This is a genomic window from Rhizobium sp. 16-488-2b, from assembly GCF_017741815.1.
Taxonomy (GTDB): Bacteria; Pseudomonadota; Alphaproteobacteria; order Rhizobiales; family Rhizobiaceae; genus Rhizobium.
Map to the genome: position 1 here is coordinate 230,132 of NZ_JAGHMF010000012.1, position 20,615 is coordinate 250,746.

The window sequence follows — 20,615 nt, forward strand, 5'->3', positions numbered from 1 at the left end:
AGATGATCGGACTCACGAAAACAGCAAGAGCATCCCCGTCCCATGTCCCTCTCCTCTTCCGCCACGGCCGCAGGCACCGTCATTCCCCTTCCCGCGCCCGTCCTCATCCCCGTCGAAGGCACCACCGATCGCTTTCCGGTGCGTCGCGTCTATTGCGTCGGTCGCAACTATGCCGACCATGCCATCGAGATGGGCCATGATCCGAGCCGTGAGCCGCCCTTCTTCTTCCAGAAGAACGCCGACAATCTTCTCGCAGACGGCAAGGACTTCCCCTACCCGCCGCTGTCGAACGACGTCCATTTCGAGGTCGAATGCGTGCTGGCGCTGAAATCGGGCGGCAAGGATATCGCGCTCGAGAATGCGCTCGATTGCGTCTACGGCTATGCCGTCGGCATCGATTTCACCCGCCGCGACCTGCAGGCCGACGCCAAGAAGCTCGGCCGCCCGTGGGAACTGGCGAAAGCCTTCGAACATTCCGCTCCGGTCTCGGCGATCGTCCCGGCCGCAAAGCTTGGCCACCCCGATGCCGGCCGCGTCTGGCTCGATCTCAACGGTAAGCGCGTGCAGGATGGCGATCTCAACCAGATGATCTGGAAGGTGCCCGAAATCATCGCCGAACTCTCCAAGCTGTTCGAGCTCGCCCCCGGCGACGTGATCATGACTGGCACCCCTGCCGGCGTCGGTGCGGTGAAGCGTGGCGACCATATCGATTGCGGCATCGACGGTGTCGCCAAGCTGTCCATCGACGTCGCCTAAGGAGGAATGACCATGCCGATCTATGCGCTCTCGGGCCACGAACCGGATCTGCCGCCGTCAGGCACATACTGGATCGCGCCCGATGCGCATGTGATCGGCAAGGTTACGCTTGGCGGTGACGTCGGCGTCTGGTTCGGCGCGGTGCTGCGTGGAGACAACGAGCCGATCACGGTCGGCGCGGCGACCAATATCCAGGAAGGCGCCATCCTCCACACCGATCCCGGTTATCCCGTCACGATCGGCGAAGGTTGCACCATCGGTCATCATGCGATTGTCCATGGCTGTTCGATCGGAAACAATTCGCTTGTTGGCATGGGCGCCACGGTACTGAACGGCGCGAAAATCGGCAACAACTGCCTCGTCGGCGCCAATGCGCTGGTGACGGAAGGCAAGGAATTCCCCGACAATTCCCTCATCGTCGGCTCCCCCGCCCGCGCCATCCGCACCCTCGACGACAAGGCGATCGAAGGCCTCAAGCGCTCGGCGGAGAAATACGTTGGGAACTGGCAGCGTTTCGCCCGAGATCTGAAGCGGCTCGACTAGTTACGCCGCGCAGGCCTCGCAAAGCCCGCGGATCTCGATCGTCGTCTTCTCGGCCTTGAACTTCTTGCCGCGCGTCCAGTCCATCAGGCGATGGTCGACCTCGTGGTCGTGGAATTCCATCACCTGGCCGCAGCTCTCGCAGATGGCGAAGGCGACGATGCCGTGGCTGTGGCAATTCTCGCCGGGATGCGCGCAGGCGACGAAGGAGTTGATGCTCTCGAGCCGGTGCACGACGCCATATTCGAGCAGCTTCTCCAGCGCCCGGTAGACCTGCAGCGGCGCGCGAAAGCCGTGGTCGCGCAGCTTGTCGAGGATCGTATAGGCGCTGAGCGGGCCGTCGGCCTTTTCGAGAACGTCGAAGACAAGCGCCTGGTTCTTGGTCAGTGCGGGTGCGCTCATGAGCCTTGTCCTTCCGTGGCGGCCTGGCCCCGCCCGAATTTGGGCAGCAGGCTGAGAATGAAGAGAATGAGAGCCGCGACCACGATCGACGGGCCCGACGGCGTGTCGTAGGTGAGCGAGCCGAACAGCCCGCCGACGACGGCAACCGCCCCGATCAGCGAGGCGAGCACCGCCATGATCTCGGGCGTCGACGAGAAGCGCCGGGCAGCAGCGGCCGGAATGATCAGCAGCGAGGTGATCAGCATGATGCCGACGATCTTCATGGCGATCGCGATGACGACGGCCATCAGCAGCATGAAGAACAGCCGCGCCCGCTCCGGCTTCAAGCCTTCAGCCTCGGCAAGTTCGGGATTGACGGTCGAGGCAAGCAGCGGCCGCCACAGCCAGGCGATCGCGCCGAGGACCAGAATGCCGCCGCCCCAGATGAAGGCGATATCGGCCTTGGAGACGGCAAGGATATCGCCAAACAGGAAGGCGATGAGGTCGATGCGCACCCACGTCATGAAGGCGACCATGACAAGCCCGATCGCCAGCGTCGCATGCGAGAGAATGCCGAGCAGCGCATCGGCCGAGAGAGCCTGCCGCTTCTGCAGCAAGAGCAGCAGGATCGAGACGGCAGCCGCGACCACGAAGACTGATAGCGTCAGGTTGAACTGCATAAGCAGCGACAGCGCCACGCCGAGCAGCGCCGAATGCGAGATCGTGTCGCCGAAATAGGCCATGCGCCGCCAGATGATGAAGCAGCCGAGCGGCCCCGTGGTCAGCGCCAGGCCGACGCCGGCGATGATGGCGCGGACGAAGAAATCGTCAAACATGGCGCTCTCCCGCCGGATGCTTGTGCCCGTGCCCGTCATCGGCCGTATGATGGTGGGCGTGGTCATGGCCAGCATGCCCGTGGTCATGATGCGCATGATCATGAGAGTGCCCGGAATGATCATGGGGCGCATGGTCGTGGCCGGCGTGATCATGGCCATGGTGATGACCATCCTCAGGATGGCAATGGTCCGTCACCGAGCCATCCGCATGCAGAACGCGGCCATCGGGGAGATGCGTATGATCGTGATCGTGACTGTAGACAGCAAGCGACTGCGCCGCGCGGCTGCCGAACAGGCGCACATATTCGGCGCTCTGCGTCACCGCCTGCGGCGTACCCCGGCAGCAGACATGGCCGTTGAGGCAGATCACGGTATCGGTCGCCGCCATCACCACATGCAGGTCGTGCGAAATCAGCAGGATGCCGCATCCAGTCCTGTTGCGGATCGTCTTGATCAGCTCGTAGATGGCAATCTCGCCGGAAAAATCGACGCCCTGCACCGGCTCGTCGAGCACCAGCAGACCGGGCTTGCGGGCAATGGCGCGCGCCATCAGCGCCCGCTGGAATTCGCCGCCGGAGAGATGCTGCACCTCGGCATCGCGCATGTGGGAAAGCCCGACAGCATCGAGCGCCTCGTTCATGTCGCTTGCCGAAAGCGGCCCCGTCAGCGTCATCAGCCGGCGCACCGTCAGCGGCAACGTCCAGTCGATGGCGAGCTTCTGCGGGACATAGCCGACCTTGAGACCGGAGGCGCGCGTCACCTTGCCCTCGTCGGCCTTCATCACCCCGATCGCGGTCTTCACGGTGGTCGACTTGCCCGAGCCATTGGGGCCGATCAGCGTCACGATCTCGCCGCGCGAGACGGAAAAATCGACGCCGCGAACCAGCCAGCGGCCGTTTCTGCGGACGCCGACATTGGAAAGCGAAACGAGCGGCCTCGCCTCGGAATTTGCGGGTAATGGCATCATTTTTCCGAAAGTGCTGTTGCGCCCTGCTATCGCACACGTTATAGCATAACGCAATTGATGTAATAACATTACCTATGCAATTCAAGCGGAGCATGCACATGAAACTCGCGACCGGCCTTTCCCTGGCGCTACAAGGCCTCGCACTCCCGGCCCTCCTCCTTGCCGGCACGGCCCACGGCGCCGACGCGCCCGTCGTCGTCACCTCGATCAAGCCGGTGCACTCGCTGGTCTCCGCCATCATGCAGGGCGTCGGCACGCCGGAGCTGATCGTCGATGGCGCCGCTTCCCCGCACACCTATTCGATGAAGCCCTCCAACGCCAAGGCGCTGCAGGACGCCAAGGTGGTCTTCTGGGTCGGCCCGGGCATGGAAGCCTTTCTGGAAAAGCCGCTGGAAGCGCTCGGAGAGGATGCCAGCGTCGCCGAGCTCGACAAGGCGCCCGGCCTGACCAAGCTAAAGTTCCGCGAGGGCGGCGCCTTCGAAGCCCATGACCATGACGACCATGATGGCGATGCGCACGAGGCAGGCCACGATCACGCCAAGGAAGCGGCCGGTCACGATCACGATCACGATCACGCCGCTGTGGCGCATGACGATCACGACCATGACCACGGCCACGGCGCCTTCGACACCCACCTCTGGCTCGACCCCGAAAACGCCAAAGCCATGGCCGCCGAGATCACCACGACGCTGGTGGCCGCCGACCCCGCCAACGCCCTTGCCTACCAGGCCAATGCCCAGGCGCTGAACGCCAAGCTCGACGCGCTCGACAAGGAAATTTCCAGCATCGTGTCACCGGTCAAGGACAAGCCCTTCATCGTCTTCCACGACGCCTACCAGTATTTCGAAAACCGGTACAAGGTGCGCGTCGCCGGCTCGATCACCGTCAGCCCGGAAACCATCCCCGGCGCCGAGCGGATCGCCGAGATCCACAAGAAGGTGGCGGACCTTGGCGCAACCTGCGTCTTCGCTGAACCGCAGTTCCAGCCGCGCCTCGTCGATGTCGTGCTCGAGGGCACCAAGGCCAAGGCCGGCGTGCTCGATCCCGAAGCCGCAACGCTCGATGCCGGCCCGGATCTCTATTTCAAGCTGATGCGCGGGATCGCCAACAATCTCAAGGATTGCCTGTCACGCGAAAGCTGAGGCCGGCCACACCGCATATCGAAAAAGGCGGGCACACAGTCCGCCTCTTTCAGATCAATCAATGTAATATTATAACATTAACTGGAGATCACAATGAACAGGAAACTGCCGGTCACCGTCCTCTCCGGCTTCCTAGGCGCCGGCAAGACGACGCTTCTGAACCACATACTGGCCAACCGCGACGGCCTGCGCGTCGCCGTCATCGTCAACGACATGAGCGAAGTCAACATCGACGCCGCACTGGTGCGCGATGGCGGCGCCAACCTGTCGCGCACCGATGAGGCTTTGGTCGAGATGACCAACGGCTGCATCTGCTGCACGCTGCGCGACGACCTCCTGAAGGAGGTTCGCCAGCTCGCCGAGCAGAATCGCTTCGACTACTTGCTGATCGAATCCACTGGTATCGCCGAGCCCCTGCCCGTCGCCACCACCTTCGAGTTCCGCGACGAGGACGGCCTGAGCCTGTCCGATGTCGCCGAACTCGACACCATGGTCACCGTCGTCGACGCCGCCGGCCTGCTCGCCGACTACGCCTCCACCGACTTCCTCGGCGACCGTGGAGAAACGGCGGGCGATGGCGACAATCGCACGGTGATCGACCTCTTGGTCGAGCAGATCGAATTCGCAGACGTCGTGATCCTCAACAAGGTTGGCACCGCGACCGCCGAGCAGCTGCAGGCCGCCCGCCAGATCGTCGTCGGCCTGAACCCGGATGCCCGGCTGATCGAGGCCGATTTCGGCAAGGTTCGGCCGCAGGAGGTGCTGGGAACCGGTCTGTTCGACATCCACAAGGCCGAGACCCATCCGCTCTGGTACAAGGAAATGCATGGCTTCAACGACCATGTGCCGGAAACCGAGGAATACGGCATCCGCTCCTTCGTCTATCGCGAGAAGCGTCCCTTCGATCCGGCGAAACTGCAGCGCTTTTTCGACACGGCCTGGCCGGGCGTGGTCCGCACCAAGGGCTTCTTCTGGCTGGCCACCCGTCCGCATCATGTCGGCGAAGTCAGCCAGGCCGGCGCAATCCTGCGGACCAGCCGCATGGGTACATGGTGGTCGGCAGTGCCGAGGGAGCGTTGGCCGGACGATCCGCGCTTCATGACCGCGATCGGACCCTATCTGCACCCTGTCTGGGGCGACCGCCGCCAGGAAATCGTCTTCATCGGCGCCGACCCGATGGACGAATCCTGGATCCGCGAGCGTCTCAACGCATGTCTTGTCAGCGCCGAGGACTTCACGCCGGACAAGTGGCGCGACATGCCCGACCCCTTCGCCCGCTGGGGAGACCAGGCCGCATGAAGGCGCAAGCGATCAGGAGATATCAATGCGTCTGCGAGGAATGCGACCCGCTGCCGCCGATCGAGGGGCTGGCAGCGCCACCCGAGGCCGAAGAGCGCAAGCCTAGCACCGGCGTTCTCGGCAAATTGGCGGCGCGGCTGGCGCGCAATACGCCCGAAAGGCAGGCATGAAAAAGGGCGGCCGAAGCCGCCCTTTCCGCACAAATCACATCGGCCGATCAGCGGCCGACGACGATGTTAGAGATCACATTGCTGGCAATGCTGATCATCAGATAGTCGTTGTTGACCTGCACCCAGCGATAGCCGCGCGGCGGAGGCGCAAGGCGATAGCGGCGGTAGTCGCGCACTTCGCGCATGTTGCGGCGCTCGGCGGGGCTCATGCGATGACCGCGGCTCCACTTGTACTTTGTGACATGCACCTCGCGCTCGACGTGAACGGGGCGGCGATGATGTTCCTGCGCGCTTGCACCCGTCGCGGCAACCAGCGGCGCGGCCAAGAAAGAAGCGGAGAGAAGAACGGCAAACATCTTTTTCATTGGGGTTTCCTCGTGTTGAACACGCCCCGAACCTAGACCTGAAATGATGAACCGAAACTGAAAGTTAAATTAAACTTCAGTAATAAAAACACATACTTAAAAGCATATATTAAATTAGCAAATGCGACATTACCCAGCGAAAGAGCGATGTCGCTCCCTTTCACAACTCGTCGTAATTGAACCAGTCGAAATCGGCCGTCTTCGCGCGCCCCGACGTATCGAAGGCAAAGATACCCGCGAATGCGCCGGTAAACGAGCCATGCTCACCGCGCCCGCCTTCGTCTGAAACCACGCCGGCGTCAAGCACCGGCCCGATCGCCCGCCACGCGCCCATGCCCTCTGTCTGCCAGAAAAACTGCAGGTCGTTATCGCGGATTTCCATGGAAAGCTGGACGCGGCCGCCGGCGGGAAGCGCCTCGCCGCTGCCGGCGGGAAAGCTCAGCCGGCCGTTCGGATAATCGCCGTCGCAGGACAGGATCGTCACGCAACGTCCGAGCTTCTCGTGCAGCGTCACCGCGACCGCATGGAACTTGTGCCTGTTGTAATAGTGCGTCAGCCCCGCCACCTGCTGGTAAGTGTCTGGATCGAATTCCACGACAGTCTCGGCCCGGAAACTGTGATGCTCCTGCCGCCGCGCCACCAGCGCCTGCTCGAACCATGAGCCGATGCTCTCGCGGGCGATCAGCCTCAAATGACCGGGCCGCTCCGTGAGGTTGAAGATCCGCTCCGGCTTCGGCGTGCGCAGCCACTGGAAATCATCAGGCAGCGAGCCGCCTTCAAAGCTGTACTCGCTGCGCATCGGTTTCTCGGCCTGCACAGCGCCGCCAAGTCCCGGCACGGTGACGTCGGGCACCGTGGTGCCATTCTCAAGATAGAGCCAGCCGTCATCCTTCCAGACGCATTTCTGCAGGCTGGTTTCGCGGCCGAGCGTGCAACGCCGCTTCGGCGGCATCGGCCGGCCACATAGATGGGTGTGATAGACTTGGCCGTCTGGGGTCTCAACATACTGCCCGTGCCCTGCCCGCTGCAGAATGGCTTCGGGATGATCCTTCGAGGTGATGAGGTGCTTGTTCGGGTGCATCTCGTAGGGACCGGCGATGTCGCGCGACCGCGCCATCGTCACCGCATGGTCATAGCCTGTGCCGCCCTCGGCCGTCGTCAGATAGTAATAGCCGCTGCGCTTGAAGAGATGCGGCCCTTCGACAAGCCCGAGCGAGCTGCCCGCGAAGATGTTCCGGATCTGACCCTTCAGCGATTTCGTTTCAGCGTCCCATTCCTGCAGCAGGATGCCGTCGAAAGCCGGAGACTTCGGCGCGCCGCCAAAGCTCTCGGTGCGGTGGTTCCACTGCATGTTGAGGAACCACTTGCGGCCGTCATCGTCATGAAACAGCGATGGGTCGAAGCCCGACGAGTTCACGTAGATGGGCTCCGACCATTCGCCCTCGATATCAGGCGAGGTCACGATGTAATTATGCGCATCCTTGAAGTTGCCGTCGAAGCGCTTGACGTCGGTATAGACAAGCCAGAACAGCCCGTCGGCATAGGAGAGACAGGGCGCCCAGACGCCGCAGCTATCGGGATTGCCGCGCATGTCGAGCTGCGACGCCCGCTCCAGAGGCCGCCGCACCAGCGTCCAGTTCACCAGATCGCGCGAATGATGAATCTGCACACCAGGATACCATTCGAAGGTCGAGGTCGCGATATAGTAATCCTCGCCGACACGGCAGATCGACGGGTCCGGATTGAAACCCGGCAGGATTGGATTGCGGATCATGGTGACGTCTCCTCCCACAGCCGCGCATTCTGCGGCACGTACATCACATCATATATGAAAAACGCCCGGAAGATCGTTCCGGGCGCATCAGCTTATTCGCGTTCCGCCGACTTCGCCCAGAGATTGATGTCCGCCTCGCGGGCGTAACCATCGATCTCCTTCAGCTCCTCGGCGGTGAACTCCAGATTATCGAGCGCCTTGACGCAGTCGACGATCTGCGACGAGCGGCTGGCACCGATCAGCGCGGAGGTCACGCGATCGCCGCGCAGCACCCAGGCGATCGCCATCTGCGCCAGCGTCTGGCCACGACGTTCCGCGATCTCGTTGAGCTTGCGGATGTTGTCGATGATCTGAGGGCGGATGAAGTCCTTCTTGAGGAAGTGGTTCTGCGCCGCGCGGCTGTCCTGAGGGATGCCGCCAAGATACTTGGTCGTCAGCATGCCCTGCGCCAGCGGCGAGAACACGATCGAACCCATGCCGACCTCGTCGAGCGTGTCGAGCAGCCTGTCGTCCTCGACCCAGCGGTTGAGCATGGAATAGCTCGGCTGGTGGATCAGGCACGGCGTGCCGAGATCCTTGAGGATGGCGGCGGCTTCGCGGGTGCGCTGCGAATTGTAGGACGAGATGCCGACATAGAGCGCGCGGCCGGAGCGCACGATATGGTCGAGCGCGCCGCAGGTCTCTTCCAGCGGCGTATCCGGGTCGAAGCGGTGCGAATAGAAGATATCGACATAGTCGAGACCCATGCGCTTCAGGCTCTGGTCGCATGACGCGATCATGTACTTGCGGCTACCCCATTCGCCGTAGGGACCATCCCACATCTCGTAACCCGCCTTGGACGAAATGATCAGTTCGTCGCGCAGCCCGGCAAATTCGGTACGCAGGATCTCGCCGAAGGCGGTCTCGGCGCTGCCGGGAGGCGGGCCGTAATTGTTGGCGAGGTCGAAATGGGTGATGCCGAGATCGAAGGCCGTGCGGCACATGTCGATTTTGCGGTCATGCGGCGTGTCGCCGCCGAAATTGTGCCAGAGGCCGAGCGAAACGGCCGGCAGCTTCAGGCCGGAACGGCCCGTGCGGTTATACTTCATCTTCGAATAGCGGTCGGAAGCCGGTTGCCAGCTCATAATCCTCATCCCTCATGTAGAAACGGCGCGGGCTCCTCGCCCGCGCCGGACCATAGACCTTTAGGCACGTACTTCAAGGGTGCCAATCACTTCAAGAGAGCCAATCACTTCAGAAGTGCCTGCGCCTCTTCGATGCCGAGTGCGGCCGGCTGCGTGCAAGTCGTCGTCAGCTCGATGAAGCGGCCCTCTTCGCCCGACTTCAGGATCGAGGTCATGACGTCGACACCATGCAGCGTGCGATCGAGCGAGCAACGCGCATCGCGCCCCTCGATGATCGCCATCGCCATGTCGGCGAGACCCGCCGTGCGGTAGTTGGCGCGCGGTCCCTGGGGGCTCTCCTGGTTGGAGATACCGAAGGGGTGCTCCCAGCCGTCGAGCGGCTTGATGTCCTTGTCGCGGCCGCTGGCCTCGACCACGCCGCCGAAGAAGTTCGGATCCGGCACGTAGAGCGAACCTTCGGTGCCGTAGAGTTCCATGTTGGCATGGCGGTGAGACCAGACGTCCCAGCTCGCGGTCAGCGTGACGGTGGCGCCGTTGACGAATTCCAAGATCGCCTGGATCGTCGTGGGCGTCTTCACCGGGATCGTCTCACCGTTGCGCGGCTCGCTGGTGATCGTGCGGGTCGGCGATGCCATCGAGGTCATCGCGCCCACACGCTTCACCGGCCCGATCAGGTTGATCAGGTTGGCGATGTAGTAAGGGCCGAGATCGAGGATCGGGCCGCCGCCCGGCAGGAAGAAGAAGTCCGGGTTCGGATGCCACATCTCCATGCCGGGGCTCATGACATAGCACGCGCCCGAGGTGACGCGACCGATGCCGCCCTCATCGATATACTTGCGGGCCAGCTGATGCGCGCCGCCGAGGAAGGTGTCGGGCGCGCAACCGACGGAGAGGTTCTTCTCCTTGGCGATGCGGCGAAGCTCCTCACCCTGCTCGAGGGTGAGAACCAGCGGCTTTTCCGAATAGACGTGCTTGCCCGAGAGCAGGATCGCCTTCGACACGGGGAAGTGCGCGTCCGGGATCGTCAGGTTGACGACGACGTCGACCTCCTCATTGGTGAGCAGGTCCTCGATCGTCTGCGCCTTGACGTTATACTCGGCGGCACGGGCTTCGGCGGCCTGCATGTTGAGGTCGGCGCAAGCGACGACCTTAAGGCCCTTGAACAGCGGGGCCAGCGAAAAGTAGGTGGTGGAGATGTTGCCGCATCCAATGATGCCGACGCCAAGTTCCTTGGTCATGATGGTCCTCAGTAGGTCTTGAAGGATGCGATCGAGCGGGTGATCAGGCGATCGATATCAGCCGGATTGTCATGCTCGACGACGTAGTGCTTGGTCTTGGTGCCCTTCAGCGCCGCGACGAGCTTCGGCCAATCAAGCGTGCCGTGGCCGACATCGGCCCAGCCGTCTTCGTTCTTGTTCTCGCCAGCTGGCGCGATGTCCTTGACGTGCGCCGAGGTGATGCGCGAGCCCAGCTTCTCGATCCATGCGAAAGGATCGGCACCGCCGCGAACGACCCAGGCGATATCCGCTTCCCAGGAAATGTCGGGCGCGCCTTCGAAGATGCGTTCGATCGGCAGCGAGCCGTCGGCGAGCTTGACGAATTCGAAGTCGTGGTTGTGCCAGCCGAACTCGTAGCCTGCGTCCTTGTAGGGCTTGCTCATTTCCTGCAGGCGCTTGCCGAACGCCAGCCAACCGGCACCGTCGGTCGGGCGCTCATCGGCAGCCAGATGCGGCGCATAGATGGAATCCATGCCGAGGAGCTTGGCGATGTTCAGAGACTTCTGCACTTCGCCGTCGAGGAAATCGGGGCTGAAGTGGCCGCTTGCCATCGTCAGACCGTTCTTGTCGAGTTCGGCGCGCAGGCTCTTCAGGCCGGCATCGTCGAGATCGGCATAGATGCCGCCGAAGCCTTCGACTTCCTGATAGCCGGCCTTGCCGAGCTTTTCGAAGATCGCGGAATAGGGCTGGAAGTTGCGGGCGCTATAAAGCTGGAAACTCAGTTTCGTCATAATATCCTCCTCGGGCCTCGTGCCCATTCATTTCAATCAGGATCAATCCACGGACTGACAGGACTGCAGGTCGTAGAAACGGAACTCCGGCAGGGCACCGCCCTTAAGCGGCGTGGCCGGGGTGAAGGTGATGCGGCGCGTTTCGCCCGCCGCCAGATCGAAGGCATTGTCGGAATACTTGCCGTCGGTTTCGGTTTCGATCATCACGAAGAGCGCAAGTCCCTTCGCGGTGACGTTGAGGCAGACGGAACCGTCCTCCTCGACATATTCGTGCGTGACCATCAGGCCGGCGGGCTCGAGTTCCAGCGCCTTGTAGGTGCCATCAACGTAGTGCCCCTCGCCGCCCATGCCGTTCGACGCCGTGAAGCGCCAGGCAAGCAGCGTACCCGCCGGAATCTCGGAGACGTCGATGCTGGCAGCCGTCACCGCCGCGTCGGGCGTGCAGACCGCCTGCACATCCTTCAGATGCTTGCGTTCGCCCTTCATGTCGATGATCGAGATCGACAGGTCGACGCTGACGTCATCGAGCGTATCGTTGGCCAGCGAGAAGCGGATCTGCTTGCCGTCGTCGGATGGGATGGCGGCGACCGCGACCGGCTGGAAGAAGCGCTTGACCAGATAGTGCATCGCCTTCCAGCGGCCGCCGTAATCAAGGCTCGACCACGAGGCCACCGGCCAGGTGTCGTTCAGCTGCCAGTAGATCGTCCCCATGCAATGCGGCTTCAGCGACCGCCAGTATTCCACCGCCGTCTTGATCGCGAGACCCTGCTGGATCTGGCTGAGATAGACGAAATTGGGGAAATCCTTCGGGAAGCGGAAATAGCGGAACATCGTGCCGGCGATACGCTCGTTGCCGCCGGCATTCTTCTGATGCAGCTCCATGACCGGCGACGCGACGTTCATGTCCTTGGCCTCGGCATAGGTCTTGATGACAGGCAGCGAGGTGTAGGACTGGAAGCCGAATTCCGAGCAGAAGCGCGGGCGCACCGAGCGGTAATTGTCGAACGACTTGTTCTCGTGCCAGACCGACCAATAGTGCATGTCGCCGGAGCCATCGGCATGCCAGGCATCGCCGAAATCGAGATAGCCGGACGCCGGGCTCGACGGCCACCAGATCGCATCCGGCGCCGCCTTCTTCATCGCCTGCTCGATCACCCGGTTGAGGCGATCGTAGGAGACGAGATAGCGGTCGCGGTCCTTGCGTGATTCCTCGAACCATGTGAGCGCGCCCACAAGCTCATTGTCGCCGCACCAGAGCGCGATCGACGGATGCGAGTTCAGGCGGCGAACCTGGTAGTCGACTTCGAGCGCGACATTGTCGAGAAAGTCCTCGGTCGAGGGATAGAGATTGCAGGCGAACATGAAGTCCTGCCAGACCATGAGGCCGAGCCGGTCGCAGAGGTCGTAGAAATGATCATGCTCGTAGAACCCGCCGCCCCAGACGCGGATCATGTTCATGTTGGCGGACTTGGCCGATTGTAGCAGGTCCTCGGTCTTCTCGGGCGAAGAGAGCGAGAACAGCGCGTCGGCCGGGATCCAGTTGGCGCCACGGCAAAAGACCTCGCGACCATTGACCTTCAGCGCGAAACGGGCGCCGGCGGCATCAGGCGTGGTGATGAGCTCGACCGTGCGCAGACCGATCTGCTTGGTGACCGCATCCGCAGGCAGATCGACGGTCAGCGCATAAAGCGCCTGCTCGCCGCTACCCGCCGGCCACCAGAGGCGCGGCTTGTCGATCTCGAACACGTGGTTGACGACAGTCTCGCCGGCGCTGACGCCGACATCGAGCCGCACCCGCTCGCCATCGAGCGAGAAATGGACGGGAACGATCCCCGGGTTCTTCGAAAACAGCGTCGCGGTGACCTTGAGATCTACGGAACCGTCCAGATTATGCACCTGCTGCGTCGTCACATGCTCGATGCGGGCGGTGTCGAGACGGCGCAGCGCGATCGTGCCGTAAAGGCCCAGCGGCGCAATCGCGATGTTCCAGTCCCAGCCGAAATGGCACTGCGGCTTGCGCAGCATGTTACCGTTGGGAATCGGCGAGTTGCCGGTCGAATAGGGAATGTAGAAAGGCTGCTTGCCTTGGCGATCGGCGCCTGCCGCGATGCTCGAATGCAGCACGATACGGATGACGTTTTCGCCGGATTTTAGATGACTGCTGACATCCGGCCGATAGCGGCGGAAGCTGTTGTCGGCGACGAGCGCCGGCGAGCCATTGATGAAGACGGCGGCCACCGTGTCGAGATAATCGATATCGAGATACCAGTCGCCATCGGGCTCCGACACCGTGAAGCTGCGCTCGATCGACCAGTCGCGATGCGCCACCCACTGCACGACCTCTTCGTTGCGGCCGAAATAGGGATCGGGGATGAGCTTGGCGGCATGGAGCGCCGAATGCACGTCGCCGGGAAGCGTGATCGGCGCGGTGATTTCACCATCCGTGGAGGTGAGCTTCCACGAGCCTGAGAGGTCGAGGTTGAACCCGTTGGTGGGCAAGGATGTCATAGCACTGTCCGATCAGGCCGCTCTTGGGAAGGCCCGTCACCGGGCTGCGACCGAATGTGGTATTGGAAGAACGGGCGGAACCGCTTGGGACGGCCCCGCCCGCAGCGTAGTCGTCTAGAGGCGCAGTTCCGTCTCGGCGTCGAAGATCGACGCCAGCGACATGTCGAAGCCGAGCTTGACCTGTGAACCCGGGCTGAAGCGGCGGGCACCGTTGATACGCACCGACATGGTGTGTCCGGCATGCTTCAGCCAGAGCAGGTTGTCGGCGCCCATTGGCTCCTCGATATCGACGGTCGCGTCATGAACCTCGGCACCGAGGTTCTCGTTGACCTTGATATGCTCCGGCCGCACGCCGAGCGTCACCTTCCGGCCCGCCTGCAGCGGCCCGCTCGCCTCATAGGCATCGACATTGAAATCGACACCATTGGCGGTGAACACGGTCGCATCGCCCCGCTTGGCGATCTCGCCGCGCAGGAAGTTCATCGACGGAGAGCCGATGAAGCCGGCGACGAACAGGCTGCGCGGCTTGTTGTAGATCGTCGTCGGATCGGCAAGCTGCTGGATCTCGCCGTTCTTCATGATCGCGATGCGGTCTGCCAGTGTCAGCGCTTCGATCTGGTCATGCGTGACGTAGATCATCGTGTTCTTCAGCGACTGGTGCAGCCGCTTGATCTCGACGCGCAGCTCCGAACGCAGCTTGGCGTCGAGGTTGGAGAGCGGCTCGTCGAAAAGGAACACGTCGACATCGCGCACCAGCGCACGGCCGATCGCCACGCGCTGCCGCTGGCCGCCGGAAAGCTCGGCCGGCTTGCGCTTCAGGAGCGGCTGGATCTGCAGGATCTCCGAGGCGCGGGCCACGCGCTTGTCGATATCTGACTGTGGGATCTTGGCGACCTGCAGGCCGAAGGACAGGTTCTTCTCCACCGTCATCTGCGGGTAGAGCGCGTAGGACTGGAACACCATGCCGATGCCGCGGTCCTTGGGCTCTTCCCAAGTGACGTTGCGGCCCTTGATGTGGATCTGTCCCTCGCTGATGTCGAGCAGGCCGGCGATGCAGTTGAGCAGGGTCGACTTGCCGCAGCCGGACGAGCCGAGCAGCACCAGGAACTCGCCGTCATTGATCTCGAGGTTCAGATCCTTGAGCACGCTGACAGCGCCGAAGTTCAGCGAAAGGTCTTTGATGGAAACGCTTGAATTCATGGATCAGCCTTTCACTGCGCCGGCGGCGATACCGCGGACGAACAGACGTCCGGACACGAAATACACAATGAGCGGCACCAGACCCGTGAGGATGGTTGCGGCCATGTTGACGTTGTATTCCTTCACGCCCTGGACGGAATTGACGATGTTGTTGAGCTGCACGGTCATCGGATAGTATTCCGGCCGGGTGAAGACGACGCCGAACAGGAAGTCGTTCCAGATGCCGGTGACCTGCAGGATCATGGCGACGACGAAGATCGGCAGCGACATAGGCACCATGATCTTGAGGAAGATCTGCCAGAAACCGGCGCCATCGACGCGGGCGGCCTTGAACAGCTCCTGCGGCAGCGATGCGAAATAGTTGCGGAAGAGCAGCGTCAGGATCGGCATGCCGAAGATCGAATGCACGATGATCAGGCCTGTGAGCGTCCCGTAGATCCCCATCTCGCGGAGCACGATGACGATGGGATAGATCATCACCTGGTAGGGAATGAACGCGCCGATGACGAGGATCGAGAAGAACAGCTCCGATCCCTTGAAGCGCCAGTTGGCGAGCGCGTAGCCATTGACCGAGGCAATCGCGATCGAGACGATGACGGATGGGACCGTGATCCGGACCGAGTTCCAGAACCCGCGCGAGAGACCGTCGCAGTTGAGGCCCGTGCAGGCCGTGGCCCAGGCCTTCACCCACGGCTCGAAGGTGATTTCCATCGGCGGCGAGAAGATGTTGCCCATGCGGATTTCAGGCATCCCCTTCAGCGACGTGACGATCATCACGTAGAGCGGCAGCAGGTAGTAGGCAGCGGCGACGAACAGCGTGCCGTAGAGCATGATGTTGCGCGGCGAGAGCACCCGCTTCGGCTTCTTGCCGTTCGGTCCGTCGAAGGACTTGACCGGTGCCAGTGCGACGTCAGCCGTCTTGAGAGCGATGGTATCAGGCACGTTTACGCCCTCCCCCGAATTCCAGATAAGCCCATGGAATGATGATGATCGCGACCGTGATCAGCATCATGGTCGAGGCGGCGAAGCCCTGCCCCAGGTTCTGCGCCTGGAACATGTAGTCGTAGACATACTTGGCCGGCACTTCCGACGAGATGCCGGGGCCGCCAGACGTCTGCGCCACCACAAGGTCGTAGACCTTGACGATACCGGACGCGATGATGACGAGCGTGGTGATAAAGACGGGACGCATCATCGGGATAACGATGAAAAGATAGGTTTTCCACATCGGAATGCCGTCGACGCGCGAGGCCTTCCAGATGTCCTCGTCGATCCCGCGCAGACCGGCGAGCATCAGGCACATGACGAGGCCCGTTCCCTGCCAGAGTGCCGCGATCAGCACGCCGTAGATGACGATGCTCGGCGTATAGAGCGGATCGAAGGTGAAGCTCGTCCAGCCGAGCGAACGCACAACAGACTGAACGCCGAATTCGGGATTGAGCACCCACTGCCACACCAGGCCGGTGACGATGAAGGACAGGGCGAAGGGGTAGAGAAAGATCGTCCGGAACGCATTCTCGAACCGGATCTTCTGATCCATCAGGGCAGCCAGCGTAAAGCCGATCACCAGGCTGAAGATCAGGGAGAATATGCCGTAAAGGGCGAGGTTTTCGATGGATACGATCCATCGCGGCGCGGCCCAGAGCCGCTTGTATTGGTCGAAACCAACGAAGCTCATCCTTGGCAGGAGCTTCGAGTTGGTGAAGGAATAGAACACCGTCCAGACCGTACCGCCGAGAAAGATGACCAGGGCGGTAAGGATCATCGGGATGGATGCAATTTTGGAATTCAGATTGCGCAGCAACTGATTTGGCCGGCCGGCTTTCGCTGGACCCGTCATTGTGTTTCCTCCTGACACGCACTTGCTTTTTTGACCGAGAGCAGCGGCCGATGCCGGACACCGCTCCCGTCTCTTGCCCCTGATGGTTCCGGCCGCATCCTCCGCAGCCGGAAATCATCGGGAAAGCACTGCCACGAGCCCGCCGCCGCTGGCGGTTAGGGCAAATCCGGCTCCCCGTTCCTGGGCGGAAAGCCGGATCGCGGCAGTACGAGCAGACGATCAGTCGGCGGAGCCGATGATTTCGGCAAAGCGCTTCTGCGCTGCCTCAGGCGTCATCGAGGCATTGGAGAAGAACTCCGAGAAGAGGTCTTCCTTCTGCTTCTGGCTGTCGGCCGAAAGCAACTGGTCGGTGCCTTCGACGATGTTGCCCTTCTTCAGGATCTCGAGACCCTTCTTCATGCAGTCGTTGGCAGCCTCGAGATCGACGTCACCGCGAACCGGCAGCGAGCCCTTCTTCAGGTTGAAGGCAACCTGGGTCTTCGGATCGAGCAGCGTCTTGGCGAGAACGTCCTGCGCCTTCGACTTTGCTTCGTCCTTGAGCAGCGGGAAGTAGAAGGCATCACCACCGGTGGAGATGATTTCGTTCACGCCGAGGCCCGGAAGGCAGGTGTAATCGGTACCGGCCTTCTGGCCGGCGAGAGCGAATTCGCCCTGCGCCCAGTCACCCATGATCTGGCCGCCGGCCTTGCCGGTGATAACAAGATTGGTTGCCTGGTTCCAATCCTGAACATTGCTGCCCTTGGACATCTTGCGGGCGTCGTCCGCAGCCTTGAAGACCTTGGCGATCTCGGGACCGGCAGCCACGTCGGCGTCCTTGTCCTTGAATACCTTGTTGAACGTGTCCTTGCCGGCGATCGCCACCATCAGCGTATCGAAGGCGCCTGCTGCCTGCCACGGCTGACCGCCGACGGCGAGCGGCACGATACCGGCCTTTTCGAGAGCCGGAGCGGCGGCGACGAATTCATCCCAGTTCTTCGGCACGTCAACGCCGGCCTTCTTGAAGGCGGCGTTCGAGAGCCACAACCACTGCCAGGAGTGGATGTTGACGGGTGCGCAATAGATTTTGCCGTCGATCGTGCAGCTGTCGAGCAGGCTTGCCGGACGGATGATGTCCTTCCAGTGCTCGGCGGTCGCGACATCGGTCAGGTCGCGCATCAGGCCGGCCTGAACGAGTTCCTCCGCCTGACGGCCATGGTTGAACTGGGTGGCGCCCATCGGATCGCCACCAGTGATACGACTGACCATGATCGGACGCGCCGTGCCGCCGGAACCGGCGATGGCACCGTCAACCCACTTGTTGCCGGTCGCGTCGAATGCCTTGGCGAGTTCGGCCACGGCAGCGGCTTCGCCGCCCGAGGTCCACCAGTGCGTGACTTCGAGATCGGTGGCGTGTGCCGCACCAAGCGGCAGGGCGACGGATGCGCACAGCGCCGCCGCCATCAAACGAATATTCATGAGTTCTCCTCCCTCACTGAAACGTTGCCGGAAAAACTTAAGCCAATCGATATTGCCGCGCAACAGCCACCCCTTAAAATTTTCTTTTCGGGTGTTCTTTGCTACCATTGCCTGCCGAAACGGCACCGTCGCCGTAAGGCTGCACAAGGGATTAGCAAACCGATGTGCACCTGCACACTTTCATTATTATATTGTTTTATATGCCTTTATTTCACTGGTATCGTGAGATAATTTCTAACTCGATTTCGCAGACGCAAAAAAATCACGCAAAAATCACCGATTCAACCATTGAGAGCACAGACCCCAAAGCCACTGGAAAAAGCGCTCGACATTTTCACTGTAACGTTACAGATTTTAAGGCCCGTGGGAGGGAACGGCATTTGTGTATTCGGGCTTACAGCACTGCGAAAAGCATCTATAAGCGAACCAAATCGCGTAGGACGGCCTAGAGGGATGAAAAACAAAGCGAATTTCGGAACGACGGTGACCGAGGCACCTCGGGAAAGGCCGACACTGAAGACGATTGCCTTCATGACCGGCCTCGGCATCACCACGGTGTCTCGCGCATTGAAGGATGCACCCGACATCGGCGCGGAGACCAAGGAACGCGTGCGGATGGTGGCGAGCCAGCTCGGCTACCAGCCGAACCGCGCCGGCGTGCGCCTCAGGACAGGCAAGACAAACGTCATCGCACTCGTTCTGAGCATCGACGAAGAAATCATGGGCTTCTCGAGCCAGCTGGTCTTCGGCATCTCCGAAGTCCTGACCGGCACCCCCTATCACATCGTCGTCACGCCGCACTCGCACAGCAAGGACCCAATGCTGCCGGTGCGCTACATACTGGAAACAGGCTCGGCCGACGGCGTCATCATCTCCCGCATCGAGCCCGACGATCCGCGTGTGCGCCTGCTCAGCGAGCGCAACATGCCGTTCGCCACGCATGGCCGCACCGATGCCGGGCTGATGCACCCATTCCACGACTTCGACAACGAGGCCTTCGCCCACCAGGCGGTCGAAAAGCTGGTCGCGCGCGGCCGCAAGCGCATCGCCCTCCTCCAGCCCCCCAGCAAGCTCACCTATTACACGCACACCCGCATCGGCTTCCAGACCGGCCTGCATGACTACGGCGCCGAGGAAGTGCCGCTGCGCGTCACCATCGACACGCCGCTGGACGATATCCGCAACGCCGTCGAGACCATGATGCGCTCCAGCAATGCGCCTGACGGTATCGTCTGTCTCGCCGGCAGTGCCGCCATTGCCGTCAACGCCGGCATCGAAGCCGCCGGCAAGCGCCTCGGCCACGATGTCGACATGGCCTCGAAGGAATCGGCGCCGATCCTCAACTGGATCCGCCCCGAGATCATCACCGCCTATGAAGACGTCCGCCACGCCGGCCGCGAGATGGCCAAGGCCGTCATCGCCCGCATCGACGGCGTCGAGCCGGAACTGCTACAGAGCGTCAGCCAGCCGGTCTGGACACGACCGGGCAGCTGACGGAAGTCAACGAGGAAATAAAACGCATGACCAAGGCCCTCCTCATCATCGATGTGCAGAACGCCATCGTTGCGGGCAAAGGCACGCCCGAACGGCAGCCAACAATCGACGCCGCGCTTGATGAGACCGTTGCCCGCCTTGCCGCTCTCAGGGAACGCGCATGGCATGGCGGCGTCCCCGTCGTCCTCGTACAGCACGACGGCGATCCGGGCCATCGCCTTGCGGTCGGCACGCAAGGCTGGGAAATCAGACCGGAGCTCGCGCCCGGCAGCGACGACACCGTCGTTCACAAGAGGAGCGCCGACTCTTTCTTCCAGACTGATTTGGCCGAGCGGCTGACGGAACGCTCCGTGACCCATCTCGTTATCGGCGGCTGCATGTCGCAGTTCTGCGTCGACACCACGGTGCGCCGCGCTGTCTCGCTTGGCTACAACGTCACCCTCATCGCCGATGGCCACACGACCGCCGATTCGGGCTCACTCACCTTCGCCGAGATCGTCGCCCACCATAACGAGACGCTGGATGATTTCGATGCCGGGTCGGCGCTGTCGATTGTCCGCCCCTCCGCCGAAATCCAGTTCTGAACCAGCTTAACTGGGCCAAACGCAAAACAGCCGGGCCAATGGCCCGGCTGTTGTCATTTTCAGAGAGCGAACCTTAGAAGGTCGCCGCACCGCTGCCCCATGGGCCGTGGTGGAAGTCCTTGCCGTCGAGACGATCGAAGCCGTGGGCGCCGAAGAAGTCGCGCTGTGCCTG

The 20,615-nt window shown here is 62.0% G+C and carries 20 protein-coding genes; 7 read left to right on the forward strand and 13 right to left on the reverse strand.

The genetic code is table 11. The features are described 5' to 3' along the window. Positions 1 to 42 precede the first annotated feature (42 nt). Together J5286_RS13105 and J5286_RS13110 are read left to right on the forward strand one after the other, a co-directional pair. Entirely contained in the window at positions 43 to 756 is a 714-nt protein-coding gene (locus J5286_RS13105) for a fumarylacetoacetate hydrolase family protein (protein ID WP_209190671.1), read from the forward strand. Between the two features lie 12 nt (positions 757 to 768). Continuing rightward, a complete protein-coding gene (locus J5286_RS13110; RefSeq protein WP_209190672.1) occupies positions 769 to 1,299 on the forward strand; it encodes a gamma carbonic anhydrase family protein in 531 nt (176 codons plus the stop codon). Here the strand turns inward: J5286_RS13110 and J5286_RS13115 are convergent, their stop codons facing one another. From J5286_RS13115 to J5286_RS13125, 3 genes are read right to left on the reverse strand one after another with little or no spacing between them, the layout of a single operon-like run. After that, complete coding sequence (locus tag J5286_RS13115; RefSeq protein WP_037178690.1) at positions 1,300 to 1,698, reverse strand: Fur family transcriptional regulator; 399 nt, start codon at positions 1,696 to 1,698, stop codon at positions 1,300 to 1,302. Then, positions 1,695 to 2,513, reverse strand: coding sequence for an iron chelate uptake ABC transporter family permease subunit (locus J5286_RS13120; protein WP_018900624.1), 819 nt, complete (start codon positions 2,511 to 2,513; stop codon positions 1,695 to 1,697). The genes J5286_RS13115 and J5286_RS13120 overlap by 4 nt, the downstream gene beginning before the upstream one ends. After that, entirely contained in the window at positions 2,506 to 3,477 is a 972-nt protein-coding gene (locus J5286_RS13125; RefSeq protein WP_209190673.1) for an ATP-binding cassette domain-containing protein, read from the reverse strand. Before J5286_RS13125 ends, J5286_RS13120 begins: the two co-directional genes overlap by 8 nt. Before the next feature lie 101 nt (positions 3,478 to 3,578). Here J5286_RS13125 and znuA point away from each other — a divergent pair, with 101 nt between their 5' ends. From znuA to J5286_RS13140, 3 genes are all read left to right on the forward strand, one after another. Further along, positions 3,579 to 4,622: a zinc ABC transporter substrate-binding protein ZnuA gene (gene znuA / locus J5286_RS13130; RefSeq protein WP_209215352.1), complete on the forward strand. Its 1,044-nt coding sequence runs from the start codon at positions 3,579 to 3,581 to the stop codon at positions 4,620 to 4,622. A 93-nt stretch (positions 4,623 to 4,715) separates the two neighbouring features. Next, positions 4,716 to 5,921, forward strand: coding sequence for a GTP-binding protein (locus J5286_RS13135; protein ID WP_209190675.1), 1,206 nt, complete (start codon positions 4,716 to 4,718; stop codon positions 5,919 to 5,921). Continuing rightward, positions 5,918 to 6,091, forward strand: a complete 174-nt coding sequence (locus tag J5286_RS13140) for a hypothetical protein (protein WP_209190676.1) — start codon at positions 5,918 to 5,920, stop codon at positions 6,089 to 6,091. The genes J5286_RS13135 and J5286_RS13140 overlap by 4 nt, the downstream gene beginning before the upstream one ends. Positions 6,092 to 6,138: 47 nt before the next feature. Here the strand turns inward: J5286_RS13140 and J5286_RS13145 are convergent, their stop codons facing one another. The 10 genes from J5286_RS13145 to J5286_RS13190 all read right to left on the reverse strand — a co-directional run bounded on the left by J5286_RS13145 (position 6,139) and on the right by J5286_RS13190 (position 18,365). Then, positions 6,139 to 6,456 (reverse strand): RcnB family protein, encoded by a 318-nt coding sequence (locus J5286_RS13145; RefSeq protein ID WP_112436894.1) that lies wholly within the window; start codon positions 6,454 to 6,456, stop codon positions 6,139 to 6,141. 160 nt (positions 6,457 to 6,616) lie between these two features. Continuing rightward, entirely contained in the window at positions 6,617 to 8,230 is a 1,614-nt protein-coding gene (locus J5286_RS13150; RefSeq protein WP_209190677.1) for a glycoside hydrolase family 43 protein, read from the reverse strand. Between the two features lie 92 nt (positions 8,231 to 8,322). Next, complete coding sequence (gene mgrA / locus J5286_RS13155; protein ID WP_209190678.1) at positions 8,323 to 9,354, reverse strand: L-glyceraldehyde 3-phosphate reductase; 1,032 nt, start codon at positions 9,352 to 9,354, stop codon at positions 8,323 to 8,325. Positions 9,355 to 9,458: 104 nt separating this feature from the next. Then, the gene (locus J5286_RS13160) at positions 9,459 to 10,592 is read right to left on the reverse strand and encodes a Gfo/Idh/MocA family protein (RefSeq protein ID WP_209215353.1); all 1,134 of its coding nucleotides are present in this window, start codon (positions 10,590 to 10,592) and stop codon (positions 9,459 to 9,461) included. A gap of 8 nt (positions 10,593 to 10,600) precedes the next feature. Further along, positions 10,601 to 11,362 carry a sugar phosphate isomerase/epimerase family protein gene (locus J5286_RS13165; protein ID WP_209190680.1) on the reverse strand — a complete coding sequence of 254 codons (762 nt, stop codon included), beginning with the start codon at positions 11,360 to 11,362 and terminating at the stop codon, positions 10,601 to 10,603. 42 nt (positions 11,363 to 11,404) lie between these two features. After that, a complete protein-coding gene (locus tag J5286_RS13170) occupies positions 11,405 to 13,870 on the reverse strand; it encodes a beta-mannosidase (RefSeq protein WP_209190681.1) in 2,466 nt (821 codons plus the stop codon). A gap of 114 nt (positions 13,871 to 13,984) precedes the next feature. Next, positions 13,985 to 15,070 (reverse strand): ABC transporter ATP-binding protein, encoded by a 1,086-nt coding sequence (locus J5286_RS13175; RefSeq protein ID WP_018900635.1) that lies wholly within the window; start codon positions 15,068 to 15,070, stop codon positions 13,985 to 13,987. A gap of 3 nt (positions 15,071 to 15,073) precedes the next feature. Next, positions 15,074 to 16,000 carry a carbohydrate ABC transporter permease gene (locus J5286_RS13180; RefSeq protein ID WP_026283375.1) on the reverse strand — a complete coding sequence of 309 codons (927 nt, stop codon included), beginning with the start codon at positions 15,998 to 16,000 and terminating at the stop codon, positions 15,074 to 15,076. 4 nt (positions 16,001 to 16,004) lie between these two features. Beyond that, positions 16,005 to 16,910 (reverse strand): carbohydrate ABC transporter permease, encoded by a 906-nt coding sequence (locus J5286_RS13185; protein WP_018900637.1) that lies wholly within the window; start codon positions 16,908 to 16,910, stop codon positions 16,005 to 16,007. Positions 16,911 to 17,129: 219 nt separating this feature from the next. Beyond that, positions 17,130 to 18,365 carry an ABC transporter substrate-binding protein gene (locus J5286_RS13190; RefSeq protein WP_209190683.1) on the reverse strand — a complete coding sequence of 412 codons (1,236 nt, stop codon included), beginning with the start codon at positions 18,363 to 18,365 and terminating at the stop codon, positions 17,130 to 17,132. A 453-nt stretch (positions 18,366 to 18,818) separates the two neighbouring features. Here J5286_RS13190 and J5286_RS13195 point away from each other — a divergent pair, with 453 nt between their 5' ends. After that, the gene (locus tag J5286_RS13195) at positions 18,819 to 19,859 is read left to right on the forward strand and encodes a LacI family transcriptional regulator (RefSeq protein WP_209190684.1); all 1,041 of its coding nucleotides are present in this window, start codon (positions 18,819 to 18,821) and stop codon (positions 19,857 to 19,859) included. Between the two features lie 26 nt (positions 19,860 to 19,885). Continuing rightward, positions 19,886 to 20,443: a cysteine hydrolase family protein gene (locus tag J5286_RS13200; protein WP_209190685.1), complete on the forward strand. Its 558-nt coding sequence runs from the start codon at positions 19,886 to 19,888 to the stop codon at positions 20,441 to 20,443. Positions 20,444 to 20,615 lie beyond the last annotated feature (172 nt).

Bases quoted from the DNA above. Each gene is read 5' to 3' on its own strand.
- J5286_RS13140 (WP_209190676.1), top strand. From the start codon at position 5,918: ATGAAGGCGCAAGCGATCAGGAGATATCAATGCGTCTGCGAGGAATGC.
- J5286_RS13200 (WP_209190685.1), top strand. From the start codon at position 19,886: ATGACCAAGGCCCTCCTCATCATCGATGTGCAGAACGCCATCGTTGCG.
- J5286_RS13185 (WP_018900637.1), bottom strand. From the start codon at position 16,910: ATGACGGGTCCAGCGAAAGCCGGCCGGCCAAATCAGTTGCTGCGCAAT.
- J5286_RS13115 (WP_037178690.1), bottom strand. From the start codon at position 1,698: ATGAGCGCACCCGCACTGACCAAGAACCAGGCGCTTGTCTTCGACGTT.
- J5286_RS13175 (WP_018900635.1), bottom strand. From the start codon at position 15,070: ATGAATTCAAGCGTTTCCATCAAAGACCTTTCGCTGAACTTCGGCGCT.
- mgrA (WP_209190678.1), bottom strand. From the start codon at position 9,354: ATGAGCTGGCAACCGGCTTCCGACCGCTATTCGAAGATGAAGTATAAC.
- J5286_RS13195 (WP_209190684.1), top strand. From the start codon at position 18,819: ATGAAAAACAAAGCGAATTTCGGAACGACGGTGACCGAGGCACCTCGG.
- J5286_RS13150 (WP_209190677.1), bottom strand. From the start codon at position 8,230: ATGATCCGCAATCCAATCCTGCCGGGTTTCAATCCGGACCCGTCGATC.
- J5286_RS13125 (WP_209190673.1), bottom strand. From the start codon at position 3,477: ATGCCATTACCCGCAAATTCCGAGGCGAGGCCGCTCGTTTCGCTTTCC.
- J5286_RS13135 (WP_209190675.1), top strand. From the start codon at position 4,716: ATGAACAGGAAACTGCCGGTCACCGTCCTCTCCGGCTTCCTAGGCGCC.
- J5286_RS13160 (WP_209215353.1), bottom strand. From the start codon at position 10,592: ATGACCAAGGAACTTGGCGTCGGCATCATTGGATGCGGCAACATCTCC.
- J5286_RS13190 (WP_209190683.1), bottom strand. From the start codon at position 18,365: ATGAATATTCGTTTGATGGCGGCGGCGCTGTGCGCATCCGTCGCCCTG.
- znuA (WP_209215352.1), top strand. From the start codon at position 3,579: ATGAAACTCGCGACCGGCCTTTCCCTGGCGCTACAAGGCCTCGCACTC.
- J5286_RS13165 (WP_209190680.1), bottom strand. From the start codon at position 11,362: ATGACGAAACTGAGTTTCCAGCTTTATAGCGCCCGCAACTTCCAGCCC.
- J5286_RS13105 (WP_209190671.1), top strand. From the start codon at position 43: ATGTCCCTCTCCTCTTCCGCCACGGCCGCAGGCACCGTCATTCCCCTT.
- J5286_RS13120 (WP_018900624.1), bottom strand. From the start codon at position 2,513: ATGTTTGACGATTTCTTCGTCCGCGCCATCATCGCCGGCGTCGGCCTG.
- J5286_RS13145 (WP_112436894.1), bottom strand. From the start codon at position 6,456: ATGAAAAAGATGTTTGCCGTTCTTCTCTCCGCTTCTTTCTTGGCCGCG.
- J5286_RS13170 (WP_209190681.1), bottom strand. From the start codon at position 13,870: ATGACATCCTTGCCCACCAACGGGTTCAACCTCGACCTCTCAGGCTCG.
- J5286_RS13110 (WP_209190672.1), top strand. From the start codon at position 769: ATGCCGATCTATGCGCTCTCGGGCCACGAACCGGATCTGCCGCCGTCA.